The 14574-nt window shown below is 57.7% G+C and carries 12 protein-coding genes; 7 read left to right on the forward strand and 5 right to left on the reverse strand.

Going from position 1 to position 14574, the window contains the following annotated elements; translation table 11 throughout:
• Positions 1-31 precede the first annotated feature (31 nt).
• The gene (guaA, locus tag DW211_RS09300; protein WP_117635851.1) at positions 32-1012 is read left to right on the forward strand and encodes a glutamine-hydrolyzing GMP synthase; all 981 of its coding nucleotides are present in this window, start codon (positions 32-34) and stop codon (positions 1010-1012) included.
• 74 nt (positions 1013-1086) lie between these two features.
• Here the strand turns inward: guaA and DW211_RS09305 are convergent, their stop codons facing one another.
• A complete protein-coding gene (locus DW211_RS09305) occupies positions 1087-2238 on the reverse strand; it encodes a cell wall metabolism sensor histidine kinase WalK (RefSeq protein ID WP_117635850.1) in 1152 nt (383 codons plus the stop codon).
• Entirely contained in the window at positions 2235-2909 is a 675-nt protein-coding gene (locus tag DW211_RS09310; RefSeq protein WP_117635849.1) for a response regulator transcription factor, read from the reverse strand. The genes DW211_RS09305 and DW211_RS09310 overlap by 4 nt, the downstream gene beginning before the upstream one ends.
• A gap of 89 nt (positions 2910-2998) precedes the next feature.
• On the opposite strand from DW211_RS09310, the gene DW211_RS09315 reads away from it, so the two are divergent.
• From DW211_RS09315 to DW211_RS09335, 5 genes are all read left to right on the forward strand, one after another.
• Positions 2999-3145: a CD1871A family CXXC motif-containing protein gene (locus DW211_RS09315; RefSeq protein ID WP_197032826.1), complete on the forward strand. Its 147-nt coding sequence runs from the start codon at positions 2999-3001 to the stop codon at positions 3143-3145.
• On the forward strand, positions 3138-4049 hold the full coding sequence (locus DW211_RS09320) for a 4Fe-4S binding protein (RefSeq protein WP_118260447.1): 912 nt from the start codon (positions 3138-3140) through the stop codon (positions 4047-4049). The genes DW211_RS09315 and DW211_RS09320 overlap by 8 nt, the downstream gene beginning before the upstream one ends.
• A gap of 35 nt (positions 4050-4084) precedes the next feature.
• Positions 4085-5047 carry a redoxin domain-containing protein gene (locus DW211_RS09325; RefSeq protein WP_117766816.1) on the forward strand — a complete coding sequence of 321 codons (963 nt, stop codon included), beginning with the start codon at positions 4085-4087 and terminating at the stop codon, positions 5045-5047.
• A 226-nt stretch (positions 5048-5273) separates the two neighbouring features.
• On the forward strand, positions 5274-6965 hold the full coding sequence (locus DW211_RS09330) for an FAD-dependent oxidoreductase (RefSeq protein ID WP_118094926.1): 1692 nt from the start codon (positions 5274-5276) through the stop codon (positions 6963-6965).
• Positions 6966-7187: 222 nt separating this feature from the next.
• Positions 7188-10442, forward strand: coding sequence for an ABC transporter ATP-binding protein/permease (locus DW211_RS09335; RefSeq protein ID WP_118260449.1), 3255 nt, complete (start codon positions 7188-7190; stop codon positions 10440-10442).
• A 74-nt stretch (positions 10443-10516) separates the two neighbouring features.
• Here DW211_RS09335 and DW211_RS09340 read toward each other — a convergent pair whose 3' ends face one another.
• Both DW211_RS09340 and DW211_RS09345 read right to left on the reverse strand, forming a co-directional pair.
• Entirely contained in the window at positions 10517-11650 is a 1134-nt protein-coding gene (locus DW211_RS09340; RefSeq protein ID WP_118260451.1) for a hypothetical protein, read from the reverse strand.
• Between the two features lie 63 nt (positions 11651-11713).
• Positions 11714-12241, reverse strand: coding sequence for a DUF3592 domain-containing protein (locus DW211_RS09345; RefSeq protein WP_118260453.1), 528 nt, complete (start codon positions 12239-12241; stop codon positions 11714-11716).
• Positions 12242-12779: 538 nt separating this feature from the next.
• On the opposite strand from DW211_RS09345, the gene DW211_RS09355 reads away from it, so the two are divergent.
• Positions 12780-13733, forward strand: a complete 954-nt coding sequence (locus DW211_RS09355) for a tRNA-dihydrouridine synthase (RefSeq protein WP_118260459.1) — start codon at positions 12780-12782, stop codon at positions 13731-13733.
• 152 nt (positions 13734-13885) lie between these two features.
• On the opposite strand, the gene DW211_RS09360 is transcribed toward DW211_RS09355, so the two are convergent.
• Positions 13886-14152: a ribbon-helix-helix protein, CopG family gene (locus DW211_RS09360; RefSeq protein ID WP_118094936.1), complete on the reverse strand. Its 267-nt coding sequence runs from the start codon at positions 14150-14152 to the stop codon at positions 13886-13888.
• Between the last annotated feature and the right edge of the window lie 422 nt (positions 14153-14574).

A 14574-nucleotide genomic window follows, 5' to 3' on the forward strand; every position in this document is an offset into this window, starting at 1 on the left:
GCATTTCCATCGAACCGAGAAGGAGCTCTGCATGGATCCCAACAAGCGTCCCGACGACATGGTGCGTATCACCACTCCCGAACTTGCCCAGGTGTTCATCGATGAGCAGGTCGCTGCAATCCGCGAGCAGATCGGCGACAAGAAGGTCCTGCTGGCTCTTTCCGGCGGCGTCGACAGTTCGGTTGTCGCGGCCCTGCTCATCAAGGCCATCGGCAAGCAGCTCATTTGCGTGCATGTGAACCACGGCCTGATGCGCAAGGGTGAGAGCGAACAGGTCATCGACGTCTTCAAGAACCAGATGGACGCTAACCTGGTCTATGTGGACGCGACCGATCGCTTCCTGGATAAGCTCGTGGACGTCGAGGAGCCCGAGGCCAAGCGCAAGATCATCGGTGCCGAGTTTATCCGCGTGTTCGAGGAGGAGGCCCGCAAGGTTGGCGACGAGGTCAGTTTCCTCGCCCAGGGCACCATCTATCCCGACATTCTTGAGTCCCAAGACGGCGTGAAGGCTCACCACAACGTGGGCGGTCTGCCCGAGGATCTGCAGTTTGAGCTCTGCGAGCCCGTCAAACTGCTGTACAAGGACGAGGTCCGCGTCGTGGGTCGCGAGCTCGGCCTGCCCGAGAACATGGTCGAGCGCCAGCCGTTCCCCGGTCCCGGCCTGGGCGTCCGCTGCCTTGGTGCCATCACCCGCGACCGTCTTGAGGCGCTGCGCGAAGCCGACGCGATCGTGCGCGAGGAGATCGACAAGGCGGGTCTGACCATCTGGCAGTATTTTGCCGTCGTGCCCGACTTCCGCGCCACCGGCGTGCGCGAGGGCAAGCGCGCCTACGATTGGCCCTGTATCATCCGCTGCATCAACACCGTCGATGTCATGACCGCCGAGGTGCCTGAGCTCGACTGGGCGTTGCTCAAGCGCATTACCGCCCGCGTCACCGCCGAGGTTCCCGGCATCTGCCGCGTGTGCTACGACCTCACGCCGAAGCCCGTCGGCACGGTGGAGTGGGAGTAGGCTTCTACTCTTTTGGGCGAATTGCATTGACAGGGAGGGGGTCCCGCGCAAACGTGTGCGGGACCCCTTTCGTTTTACTGTTCGGTTAATGCTGCGGATCGTTTTGGAAGGCTTGCGAGCATAGTGGTCCCGTTCTCGGAACTTGCTTCGACCTCTACAGCGCCACCGTGAAGCGCTGCAATCTCCCAAACGAGCGCGAGTCCGAGTCCTGCGCCGCCGTATGCCCTGCTGCGGGATTTATCCAGGCGAAAGAACGGTTGGAAGATGCTCTCGTGGTACTGCTTGGGTATTCCCGGGCCCTGGTCCTCGACTCGCAGGAACACGCGGCTGTTGTTGTCGCAGATGGAGACGTTGACAGTCGAGCCGGGGCGGCTGTAACGGATGGCATTTTCGACCAGGTTAAACACCAGCCGATAGAGGAGCGTGTCGCTCCCGATTACTAAAGCGTCTCCAGCACAATTGAGGGCTATGCCCTTATTTTCGGCAAGTGGCGCAAGGTCGGTGAGGACCTCTTCGGACAAGGGACCAAGTTCAACATCGTCCTCGCAAGGAACGCTGCGGAGCTCACTCATCTCGAGCAACACCTTGGTCATCCGCGACATCCGCTCAGTTTGTTCTTGTAGCAGGCCGAGCAGCTCGGCTGTTTCGGGTTGCAAACCGGAGTGCTCGGAGATGAATAGTTCAATCTGTGCTTGCATAAGGGCGAGCGGGGTGCGAAGCTCGTGTGCGGCGTTGCCGGTAAACTGACGCTGTGCAGAGAACCCTTCGCCAAGACGAGCGATCATGTCGTTGAAAGAGGCGCTGCATCGTTGTAGCTCGGTGGGCACATCTTCATTGAGTCTGATTTCGCTTAGGTTGTCAGGCTGCACACGCTCAACCTGAGCTGCAAAAGCCCGTAGCGGTTTGAGTGCACGGCCGCTCACAAAGTATGCCAGCGCGCCGCCAAGGAGTGTGACTCCAGCCGTGATGTACCAGGCTGTCGTGCCAAAAGACTCCTGTGCGTCATTTACGACGATTGTGACCTTGTCATCGAGGGCCGCTTTCGTTGGGTCGAACGCCTGGAGCGAATCTTCGCCGGTTGCGTTAAAGGCCGAGATGTCGCTGCCGATGGCATCCATGTAGCGCATGCCCGTATAGCCGACCAAGCAGTTCGTCAGTACGCATGCCGCACACGTCAGCAGTGCCGTCATAATCGTTATGCGCCATTGCAGCGAAAGCCCTTTCATTCTCCATCCTCCATAACGTAGCCCTCTCCAATCCGATTGCGAATCGGGTCGTATCCCAAAGCGCTGCGTAGCTTTTTGCGGAGCGACGAGATATGAACGCGGGTTGCGTTGCTAAAGCTGTTGACGCTGCTGTCCCATACATGCTCGATAAGCTCTTCCTGGCTCACCGGCCGCCCCTGGTTAAGCATCAGGTATTCCAAGATGCCGGTCTCCTTGCGCGTGAGGGATAGGGTCTCGCCGCCCACGGAGGCGAGGCGCGCCTTGGTGTCAAAGCTCAACAATCCACAGGCTAGAACAACGTCGTTTTGCGTAAAGCGCCTGAGCGTGAGACTGCGTATGCGTGCCGCCAGCTCGTCAAGATGGAACGGCTTGGTGAGGTAGTCGTTGGCGCCCGCATCGAGCCCCGCTACCTTGTCGGAGACCTCGCCACGTGCCGAGAGCACAAGCACCTTGGTCTCACAATCAGTTGTCCTGAGTTGCCTGAGCACGGTCATGCCGTCGACATGGGGGAGATTGAGGTCGAGCACGACAAGATCAAAGGTCTCGACATCGAGCAGATCGAGGGCCTGCTGCCCGTCGTAGCAGCAGTCGACGCTATAGGCTAAGTTGCGCAGGCTGCGTGCGATCGCATCGCACAGCGCCCGCTCGTCCTCGACGACCAAGATGCGCATAACGTTCTCCTTGCATAGTCATTCGCGCTTAACACGGATTTTATAGTCGGTATGGTCCAATGGGTCGCGAAACGAAAGGAGTGGTCAGATTGTTCAAAGCGATTAAGCCTGTGGCGCAGGTGGCTTTGCTGATCGTTGGGGTAGCCATGGTTGGCTTTGGCATTATGCGCGGCGAGGCAGATGCCGTGCTGGCCAAGGCAATCAGGCTGTGCTTGGAGTGTATCGGAATTGGATAAAAGAAAAAACACTGCATCGCATCTTTTAGCGCGATTTCGTGGATTGATTCAGGCGGCGGCGACGCTTGCGACCAATATTCACCTGCCTAACTTTGCCAAGGGCGGCATCTACCAGGGAGCGGGCAAAGCCGTCTGCGTGCCGGGCCTCAACTGCTACTCGTGTCCAGCGGCCTCGGGTGCGTGCCCCATCGGGTCGTTTCAGTCGGTGGTGGGCTCGTCTAAGTTTAGCTTCTCGTATTACGTCACCGGAACGCTCATTCTGATCGGCGTGCTGCTGGGGCGTTTTGTATGCGGCTTTTTATGCCCGTTTGGATGGCTGCAAGAGCTTCTGCATAAGATTCCCGGCAAAAAGCTCTCGACGAAAAAGCTCAAGCTGCTCACGTACATCAAGTACGCCGTGCTGCTGTTTGCCGTGGTGCTGCTGCCCGTTCTGGTAGTCAACGATGTGGGCATGGGCGACCCGTTCTTTTGCAAGTACATCTGTCCGCAAGGCGTGCTCGAGGGCGCGATTCCGCTGTCCATCATGAATACGGGAATCCGTTCCGCGCTGGGAAAGCTCTTTACCTGGAAGCTCGCAATCCTCATTGTGGTTGCGGTGCTGAGCGTGCTGTTCTACCGCCCCTTCTGTAAATGGATTTGCCCCCTCGGTGCGTTTTATGCACTCATGAACAAGGTGTCTTTGCTGGGGATCCAGGTTGACCAGTGCAAATGCGTCTCGTGCGGCAAGTGCGCCAAGGTGTGTCAAATGGACGTGGACGTTACGCGTACGCCCAACCATGCCGAGTGCATTCGTTGCGGCAAATGCGTGGGCGCGTGCCCCGTCGATGCTATTAGCTTTCGCTATGGGCTGGGTGTGACGGGCGACAAACCCGCGCAGTCCACGCAAGCCTGCGAAAACAAATAGGTACCTATATAAGTTTCGATATAAACGGAGGAACCATGAAACTGTCAAAAATTGCGGCTCTGTTGATGCTGCCCGTGCTGGCGCTGACTCTCGCGGCGTGCTCTGCCCCCAAGGGCGACGCGAAGGGTGCTACGAGCGGCGATGCGCAGATTGCCGAGCTTGTGGCACAAAAGCCGTCGAGCGCCGAGGAGGCGGCCGAGCTGTACCAGCAGCTGCTGCAAAAGGAAAACGAGATCTTTGCGAGCGATAACGCCCTATGGGAAAAGGTGTTCCTTGCGGCCAACAAAGACACTCCCATGATTGAGGACGGCAAGAACTACGGTGACTTCTTGCTCGATACCATCGAGGGCGCCAAGGATCAGTTTGCGGCTGACGAGCTTAAGACGCTTAAGGCCGGCGCGCAGCAGGTCAAGGAGATCGAGGACAAGCTCATGGCGCTGGAGAAGGAGTTCCCCGGATGTGGCAGCACGCCCGGCGAGGGGGAGAGTGTTGATGCCTCGACCGCGGGCATGACCAACGGCGAGAGCGGGGAGACGAAGTTCCCCAGCTTTAAGGGCAAGGACTTGGACGGCAACGATGTAAACAGCGACGAGCTGTTCTCCAAGAACAAGGTCACCGTCATGAACTTCTGGTTTACCACCTGCAAGCCGTGCGTGGGAGAGCTGGGCGATCTGGAGAAGCTCAACAAGGAGCTTGCCGAGAAGGGCGGCCAGGTCGTGGGCGTTAATTCCTTTACGCTCGATGGCAACAAAGACGAGGTGGCCGATGCCAAGGACGTGCTTTCCAAGAAGGGCGTAACGTATAAGAACATCTGGTTTAAGTCGGACAGCGAGGCCGGAAAGTTCACCTCCAACCTGTACTCGTTCCCGACCACCTACGTGATCGACCAGAACGGTAACATTGTGGGAGAGCCGATCATGGGCGGCATCAACTCCGCTGAGCAGCGCGAGGCGCTCAACAAACTGATCGATCAGGCACTCGCGAAGAGCGAACAGTAAGTCCGTGGGACAGACAACTGAAGGGGAGTCGCTGGAAACAGCGACTCTTTTTTCTGCTTCGGGGTAGCATCATGGGTATACGTCGAAAGGGCACGCAGCTTTTCGTGCATTGCCTGAGCGGTGCGCGAAGCAACCAAGCTGTGAGTTTTCTTAAGCGTTCTGGGTATGGCAGTGTCAAGAATATCGGCGGCATAAGCGGCTACACGGGAAAGGTGGTGCGTTAGCTATGAAGGTGGTTATCGTTGGAGGCGTCGCGGGCGGCGCATCGGCGGCGGCACGTTTGCGCAGACTCGACGAGCAGGCCCAAATTGTCATCTTTGAGCGCACGGGTTTTGTATCGTATGCCAACTGTGGGCTTCCGTACTACATTGGCGGCGTGATAGAAGAAGAGAGCGCATTGACGCTGCAGTCTCCCAAGGGCTTTTGGGATCGCTTTCGCATTGCGGTCAAGACGAGTCACGAGGTGTTTGCCATCCATCCCGATTCGCATACGGTCGAGGTTCGCAATATGCTGACGGGCGAGGAATTTGTCGAGACGTATGACAAGCTCATCCTGTCGCCGGGTGCAAAGCCGATTCGCCCTGCGTTGCCGGGCATCGACTCGGATAAAATCTTTAGCCTACGCACCGTTGAGGACACGCTGCGTATTCACAGCTATGTTCGAGAGCGGCGACCGAGCAGTGCCGTCGTGATCGGCGGCGGCTTCATTGGCGTCGAGACGGCGGAGAATCTGTGCGAGCTGGGGCTCCAGGTGACCCTTCTGCAGCGTCCCGTCCAGCTTATGAACAACCTGGATTACGACATGGCGACCCTTTTGCATACCGAGGTGCGTGAGCACGGTATCGATCTGCGCCTCAAGGCCGATGTGACAGGTTTTGAGGAAGTTGATGGCCGCGTTGTCACCCATGTTGCGGGCGATGACCCTATCGGAGCCGATATGGTGCTGCTTGCCATTGGCGTGGCACCTGAGAGCCATCTGGCGCAAGAGGCGGGGCTCGAACTGGGCATCAAGGGGGCTATTGTGGTCAACGACCGCATGGAGACCTCTGCTGCCGACGTGTATGCCGTGGGCGATGCCGTGCAGGTCACGCATCAGGTGACCGGCGAGGACGCGGTCATTTCGCTCGCCGGCCCCGCCAACAAGCAGGGGCGTGTCGTCGCCGATGTCATAGCCGGCATGGACAGCTGCTACCTCGGATCGTTGGGCTCATCGGTTATCAAGGTATTCGACTTGACGGCGGCAAGCACGGGACTATCCGAAAAGGCGGCACACGCGGCGGGAGTTGACTGCGACAGCGTGGTCCTGTCGCCCGGTTCGCATGCGGGTTATTATCCGGGTGCAACGCCCATGACCATGAAGGTTGTCTTCGAGAAGCAGGGATTGCGCCTGCTGGGTGCGCAAATCGTGGGCATCGATGGTGTGGACAAGCGTATCGACGTTCTGGCGACTGCCATCCAGGCAGGCATGCGCGGCGATAGGCTTAAGGATTTGGACCTAGCATACGCGCCGCCGTATTCATCGGCGAAGGATCCCGTCAATATGGCGGGCTTTATGATCGAGAACCTCAATCGCGGCATACTGGCGCAGTGGCATTGGGAGGATGAGCCCAACTTGCCACGCGATGGCAGCGTGCAGCTGCTCGATGTTCGTACGGAAGGGGAGTATGAGCGCGGGCATATCGATGGTTTCGTAAACATTCCCGTCGATGATTTGCGCAATCGCCTGGGCGAGCTCGACCGGGCCAAGCCGGTTTACGTGATTTGCCAGAGCGGCATTCGCAGCTACATTGCTTGCCGCATTTTGGCGCAGCATGGCTTTGAGTGCTTTAACTTCTCGGGCGGCTATCGCTTCTTTGCAGCCGTGACTGAGGCTCGCCGCGGCAGCGCTAACGTTATGCCGTGCGGGCTCGAAAAGTAGCGCGCATTGGAATGTGACAAAGTGACAGCCTCTTTGTCGCATCGGGGATGTTATATGCGGGATGGTGCGCCATGCGGCGTGCTGTCCCGTTCGTTTTTTGGCGCGGTTCGTTACATTCTTCACTGGTATCGGCCAAAAATGAGGATAGAGTAGGACAAACGCGCCGAACGTGAACGGCGGGGGGAGCGGGCGAGCGCGCCCGCGCGAGAGAGGTTGCCGTCCATGCTGGATCTCAGAGTTATTTGCAAAAGGTACGTTACGCAGTCGTTTACGCAGGTAGCGCTCGACAGCGTAAGCCTGTCTTTTCGCGATAACGAGTTCGTAGCCATTCTGGGTCCCTCGGGTTCGGGTAAAACTACGATGCTCAACGTCATCGGTGGACTCGATCATTTCGATTCGGGCGATTTGCTGATCGACGGCATCTCGACCAAGGACTTCAACGACCGCGATTGGGATGCCTATCGCAATAATCGCATCGGCTTTGTGTTCCAGAGCTATAACCTCATTCCGCATCAGAGCATTTTGGAAAACGTGGAGTTGGCGCTTACGCTCACGGGCGTGGGGCATGCCGAGCGCCGCCAACGTGCGCGCAAGGCGCTCGAGGCAGTCGGTCTGGGCGAGCACGTTGACAAGCGCCCGAGCCAGCTTTCGGGCGGGCAGATGCAGCGCGTGGCCATTGCCCGCGCTCTGATCAATGACCCCGAGATTGTGCTGGCTGACGAGCCGACCGGCGCCTTGGACTCAACGACGTCCGTCCAGGTCATGGATTTGCTCAAGGACGTTGCGCGCGACCGTCTGGTCATCATGGTCACGCACAATCCTGAGCTGGCGTACAAGTACGCCACGCGCATTGTCAACCTGGCGGACGGCAAGGTCACCGACGATTCAGATCCCTTTGATGCTGCCGAGGCCGCGCGTCGCGAGGCCAAGCCCACGCGCAAAACCTCGATGAGCTTTGTGACGGCGCTGGGGCTTTCTGCCCGAAACCTCATGACCAAGAAGGGCCGCACGGTCATGACGGCCTTTGCGGGTTCGATTGGCATTATCGGCATTGCGGCAATCCTGGCGCTCTCCAACGGCGTAAACGACTACATCAAAAAGGTCGAGGAGGACACGCTCTCGAGCTACCCGCTCACGATTTCCAAACAAGACTACGACCTGTCGTCCATGATGGGCGGCCATGGGGCTACCGATGAGGAGGCGTCCAAGGGCGAGGGCTCGTCCGATGACGCTACCGGTGGCAAAGCTAAGGGAACCGACAAGATCCCTGTGGTCACAGCCGTAAAGGACATGTTCGCAAGTGTTAAATCTAACGATATGACAAGCTTTAAGGCATGGCTTGACGACGGCGGCGACGGTATCGACAAAGAGGTCAACGCTATCCAGTACGGCTACGGCGTGACGCCGGTTGTCTATCGTGCGGGCAAGGGCGATGAGAAGCCTGTCCGGCTGGTGCCCAACGCTATGACCGAGGCCATGAGCGGCGGCGCAAGTTCGGCGGCAACGGTGAGCATGGATTCCATGGGAACCTCGGTCTTTAACGAGATGATTGACGACCAGAGTCTGCTCGACAGCCAGTACGATGTCGTTGCCGGCCATTGGCCTACGTCTGCCAACGAGGCCGTGATGGTGCTTTCGAGCCGCGGAACAGTGGGCGACTACACGCTCTACAGTATCGGCGCGCTGGATATCGATGAGCTCAACGACCTGGTTAACAGTGCCATGACGGCCGACGGCAAGGTCAAGACGCCCAAGACCGGCAGCGACTTTACCTACGACGATGCACTGTCCACGACGTTTAAGGTGTTGTCGCCGGCCGATGCCTATCGCAAAAACGAAGAGACCGGCATGTGGACTGACATGTCTGGCGACGCCGACTTTATGAAAGCCAAGGTTGCCGACGGTATTGACGTGCGCATTGTGGGCGTGGTGCGACCCAACGAGACGGCAAACGCGAGCGCATTGTCCCCGGGCATTGCCTATACGCATGCGCTGACTCGCCAGCTTATGGAGCGTGCTGCCGATTCGCAGATTGTGCAGGAGCAGCTTGCCCACCCCGAGACGGATGTCTTTACGGGCAAAACCTTCGACGAGCTGCAGGGCGAGGCCAAGCAAGGCGTGGATTTGAGCAGCATGTTCAGTGTGGACGAGGCGGCGCTGAAGAGCGCGTTCTCACTCGATACGTCTGCGCTCTCGGGCGCAGCCGGCGGTATGGACCTTTCTGGTCTCGACTTGTCCGGCCTGGACATTGACCTTTCGGGTGTTGGGAAGGACATCGACTTCGGCGACATCATGGCCAAAGCGCCGGCCCCAGATTTCTCGGGCATCTTTGATGGTCTTGAGCTCACGCCTGAGCAAATGCAGCAGGTGGGAGCACTTGCCAACCAGCTGTTTGAGGGCTTTATGCGCTCTGATCAGTTTAAGGCGCTGTCACCCGAAGACCTTAAAGACGCGTCAAAGCTCGCTGCCGCATTCTCGGCATATCTTGAGAATGATGCCGCAGCCCAGCAATACCTGGCTCAGCTCAGGGCGCTCGGCGGCGATGTCCTGGCCGAGCGCCTGCAACAGGCGATGACCGACTATGTCCAAAAGCAGCTGGCTCCGTATCTGCAGCAGGCAATGGACCAGGTGACCAAGACAATCAGCGACCAGATTGCGACAACGGTATCGTCCCAGCTTAAAGCAGGCGCGGCGGGGCTCATGGGCCAGATGGCTACACAGATGTCGTCGAGTATTGCCAACCTGGCGAGCGCTATGCGTGTGGATGCGAGTGCCTTTGCTCGTGCCATCCATTTCAACATGGACGCCGAGGACCTGAGTTCGCTCATGATGAGTTACGCCAAGGCGTCGCAGCTCACCTACGATAACAATCTGACCACGTTGGGCTATGCGGATGAGGCGGACCCCATCTCGGTCAAGATTTTCCCGCGCGATTTTGAGGCCAAGGAGCGCGTGCTCGATCACATCGATGCTTATAACAAGCAGGTCAAAGCCGCCGGCCACGACGAGCAGGCAATCTCGTACACCGACTACATGGGCATCATCATGGGTTCGGTGACCGACATCGTGAATACTATCAGCTTGGTGCTCATTGCGTTTGTGAGCATTAGCCTAGTGGTGAGTTCCATCATGATCGGCATCATCACCTACATCAGCGTGCTGGAGCGCAAAAAGGAGATTGGCATCCTGCGCGCGATTGGCGCGTCAAAGCGCAACGTGGCCAACGTATTTAATGCCGAGACCTTTATCGAAGGTCTCATTGCCGGCGTCTTTGCCATTGTCGTCGTGGTGGCTGTGAGCCTTCCGGTTAATGCCTGGGCGCTTGCGGCCAAGCAGGTACCCAATCTGATGAGCCTGCCCGTGCAGGATGCGCTGGTGCTTATTGCAGTTTCGGTGCTGCTGACGGTCGTTGCCGGCCTGCTGCCGGCCCGCAGCGCATCCAAGAAAGACCCTGTGGAAGCCCTACGCTCCGAATAATGTGACAAAGGGACAGTCCCTTTGTCACATTGGATGAAAAGGCGCGGGAAGGGGGTGGCCCCTTCCCGCGCCTTCTAGTTTGTTTTGCCCATCAGCGTAATACGGACGCTTGGATGGGTGTACTCGTCAAACTCGTCCTCGGGATCCGTATCAAACGAGTAATACGTTTTGATGAGGTCGTCACTCGTCCTGATAGAGATTCTCTCGTAGAGTGAGCCGTTCAAAAATGCCTGCCTAAACTCTTCGGGGAGTTTCTGCGGTGCCAAGAGCTCGGGGCTCACCGTCTTGACGTCAACGGTTTGAACGGCAGAGGAAAGCTCGTCAAGCTCGCGTTCGATGCGGGCAAGGTTATCCTCGAGGCTCGCGCTGGGGTCGACCTCTGCCGCGTAGCTCACTTCCTTGAGCGTCCCCTTGTTGTCAAAGTCCAGATACGTATAGGTCTTCTGGGCGTCGGAGTCGCCTTCGTGCAGATAGCCGCGGACATGATAGCCGTAATCTTGATATCGCTCGTAGGGATCATCGGCGGACACGTGCTCGCATGCGGGCTCTAATGCCTTGCGGGCGATGGCGATCTGCTCGGCCGCGGCCGCGGCGTTCTGTTGCATCTCGATGTTTCCCTGCGCCAGCTGCGGGATATAGGCACCGCACACGATTGCGAGGGGCAGTGCCACAAGCGCGACGATCCACTTTTTTGCACGGGGGATAGGCACGCCGCAGGCCTCTGCCATGGCCTTTGCGTTAGCGAAGCTCTCGGTAAGCACGTCAGCTGCAGTGGCGACGGCGCCAACGGCAGCGGCGACTTCTGCCGCGCCGCCCAGGTTGCGCGCGGTCTCGTTGTCGCTGTTCTTGAGTAGGCGCGCGGCGGCCTGCGTGCCAATAACGCCCGCGATTTGTGCCGAGCGGTCTTTCTCGGACTGCTCGACGGCGAGTCGGCGCTGCATTTCTTTCCACTGCTTGCCGCGCATGCCAAAGCGCGGCGCGAGCGCGCAATAGCAGAAGATGACGAGCTCGACGGCGGTGAGCACCAGGGCGGCTATCATGCCCGTTTCTTGGAAGCCTTCGTGATGGAAGACGATATCGTCAATCATTTCGAAGGGAATGATCAAAAATGGCAGCACAAACGCCATGGCAAGCGCTGCACCGGCAACCTTGGGGTAGATGCAGTATCGCTGGATACGCTTGCGTTCTTGTTCGGAAAGTGTTGCCATGGCTGATCCTTGGTGTCGTAACGGTCGTTGCGGCGCATGGGGCGCGGGGCGCATCAGTTTGAGCTAGCGCTGGATAAGAACATAGAACAAGATGCTCATCGCGATGAGCAAGAAGCCTGCGATGTTAAACATCAGTGTGGCAAAGTTGCCCACGATGGGGCGTTCGACATAGCTTTTGTCTGGGTTGCTGGGGTTGTAGTACACGGTCATTTGGCTACCGAGGGGCCAAAGCTGCTCCGCGAGGGTGCCTAGGCGGGCGATGGGGCCTGTCTGCACGTGCAGCCAGCCCTTGGCGTCTTCGTAGGCGGTGGCTTGCGTGCGGATGGGGAGTCCCGACAAGCTTTTGGTCTTTATGCCACGGAATTGTTTTTTCGCGCGGTATTGCGTGCCGTCGACGGTGTATTCCAAAACGGGATTCATTCTGCCTTCACCCATAAAGCGATGGTCGATGACCGTCCCCATGGTCACGGCGGTACAGGCCTTGGCTTTCTTGCGGGCGGCGGCCTTCATGAGCATGCTCGCTCCGATAAACAGGATGCCGATGCCTCCAACCGAGATGAGCGCGAGCAGAGATATCTGCGAGGTGGTCATGGCGTTCTCCTTTGGCGCGATACCGTCATATGTGACCCAGTATAGAGAATCCCGCCATCGATGAGCTATTGCGGGGGGGGGTCAATTCTGAATGTGACAAATGGACTGTTCCTTTGTCACATCGGGGACTGCGGAATCGAGGTCTAATACTTTTCCCGAGAAGTGAACGAGTGAAAACGGACTCCCGAAGCATCGACACTTTTAGCGTGCAATTTCCTGCGGTTTTGCCAGTCAAATCCTGCGGTTTTGACGCCTAAAAATGTCAATGCTTCGGGGGTCCAAATACAGCCGTTCACTTCTCGGGAAAAGTATTAGACCTCGAAATATGGGCGGCGTTCGCGAACGGCAACTAGCTTGCGTCCGGTAGCCGGCACTTGGGGCAAAGGGACTGCCCTTTTGCCCCTTCACCATTGCATCGTATCTGGTGTGGAAAAAATATCGCCTGCGTTCTCGCGCCTGCGAAGAGTTCCTGAACCGCTTGAATGGGATGTGACAAAGGGACTGTCCCTTTGTCACATTGATTTGAGAGTGGATGTTGATGTATTTATCGCTGGCCCCCATGGAGGGGATTACCGGGCATGTGTTCCGTCGCGTGCATGCGGAGTGCTTTGGCGCGCTCGATTGTTATTACACGCCGTTTTTGCCGCCGCCGCGGGTGGGCAACCGCTTTGGTGGCAAGGCGTTTAAAGAGGTCGATCCTGCCAACAACCAGGGACTTAACGTGGTGCCCCAGCTGATGTCCAAGAATGCGGACGAGTTTGTGTGGGCGGCGCAGGTGCTTGCCGATATGGGTTACCGCGAGGTCAACCTCAACCTTGGCTGCCCTTCGGGTACGGTGGTCGCGAAAGGCAAGGGTTCGGGCTTTCTGCGCAATTTGGATGAGCTCGAGGTGTTCTTGAGCGACGTGTGCGAACGCTCGCCCTTGCCGGTGTCGGTCAAGACCAGGTTGGGGTTGGAAAGCGACGACGAGTACAAGCGCGTGCTCGACCTCTACTGTCGCATGCCGTTGGCGGAGCTGATTGTGCACCCGCGCGTGCAAAAGGACCGCTATACGGGATCGCCGCGCAAGGAGTTTTACGGCGAGACGTTGGAGCGGGCACCGTTTCCTGTGGCATACAACGGCGATATTTTTGATCTTGAGGACATGGATGCGCTGGTGGAGGCTTATCCCGGCACGCGCCATGTGATGTTGGGGCGTGGCCTGCTTGCGAACCCCGCGCTGCCTCGCATGGTTAAGGGCGGCCCTGCTGCCACGGCCGCTGAGCTGCAGCGCTTCCACGACATGCTGTTTGCGGCCTATGCGGACGAGATTGGGGGCAACGCGGTCTTTCGCATGAAGGAGTGGTGGTTCTACGCCAAATGCGCCTTCGCCGACCCCGCTACCGTTCACAAGCTCGTACGCAAGACTAAAAAGGTCGACGAATACCGTGCCGCCGTCGAGCGTGTCTTTCGCGAGCAGCCACTTGCGCCTATAGCCCGCTTCCACGGCTAGTTAGTTATCGGGGACGTTCTTTAACGACTGGTCATTTAAGAACGTCCCCGATGACTATGTTGCAAAAAAGCTGTACGCCAGCATTCAAAGATGTCGAAAAATGTCGACTTTGGATGCTGGCGTACATGTTTGGGTCGGCGGGAGAGTGGAGTCTAAGCAATCATTGCATCGAGCGTGATGAGCTCTCTGAGTCGCTCCGTGCGTGTTTGCCCATGGCGCTTTGCTTTTGCGTCAAAGGCTTCAAGAACAGACTTACCCACACGTGCCGATAAAACAACGCTTGGCTCATCAGAGATCGACGGCCTTCCCGGCTTGATGGTGCGACCCTTCGGCCATTCATCTTTTTCGTATGCCTCCGCGGCTTTCTCCAACTCTCCGGGGGCAAACCCCATCATCTTTTCAAGCTGCTTGGCGTCCATAGCGCCTCCTATCGATTGACATAATGTCGAGCGCTGGTTACCGGAATCTCTTTTTGTATACAGTTTTGTAGACAAAAATACAAGCAGTTTATCAAGCTAATTAGCGTGTATTGACTAGTTTTTTCGATAGGAAATGAGCATCGATGGCTTCGATATTTCTTCACTTGCTAGTCTGGAACATGAGCGCTCATTGAACCTGCAGAGGGGGCACTTTAACAAACTATCGAGATTCTGGCCAGGAGCTTTCACCGGTCTTCGGTGGTGAGAACAGCTCAATTCGCGACACAGTGTGTCGCGAATTGGAGTAGTCGCTGAGTGTTCTTTAACAACTAGTCATTCAAGAAGAGGGTGGCGCGCGCAGACGTGGTGTAAGAGCGTCCCGAGGTCCGTCGCTGCAAGTCCCGATATTACTCCTTCTTGAG

The organism is Collinsella sp. AM18-10, assembly GCF_003471585.1.
Taxonomy (GTDB): Bacteria; Actinomycetota; Coriobacteriia; order Coriobacteriales; family Coriobacteriaceae; genus Collinsella.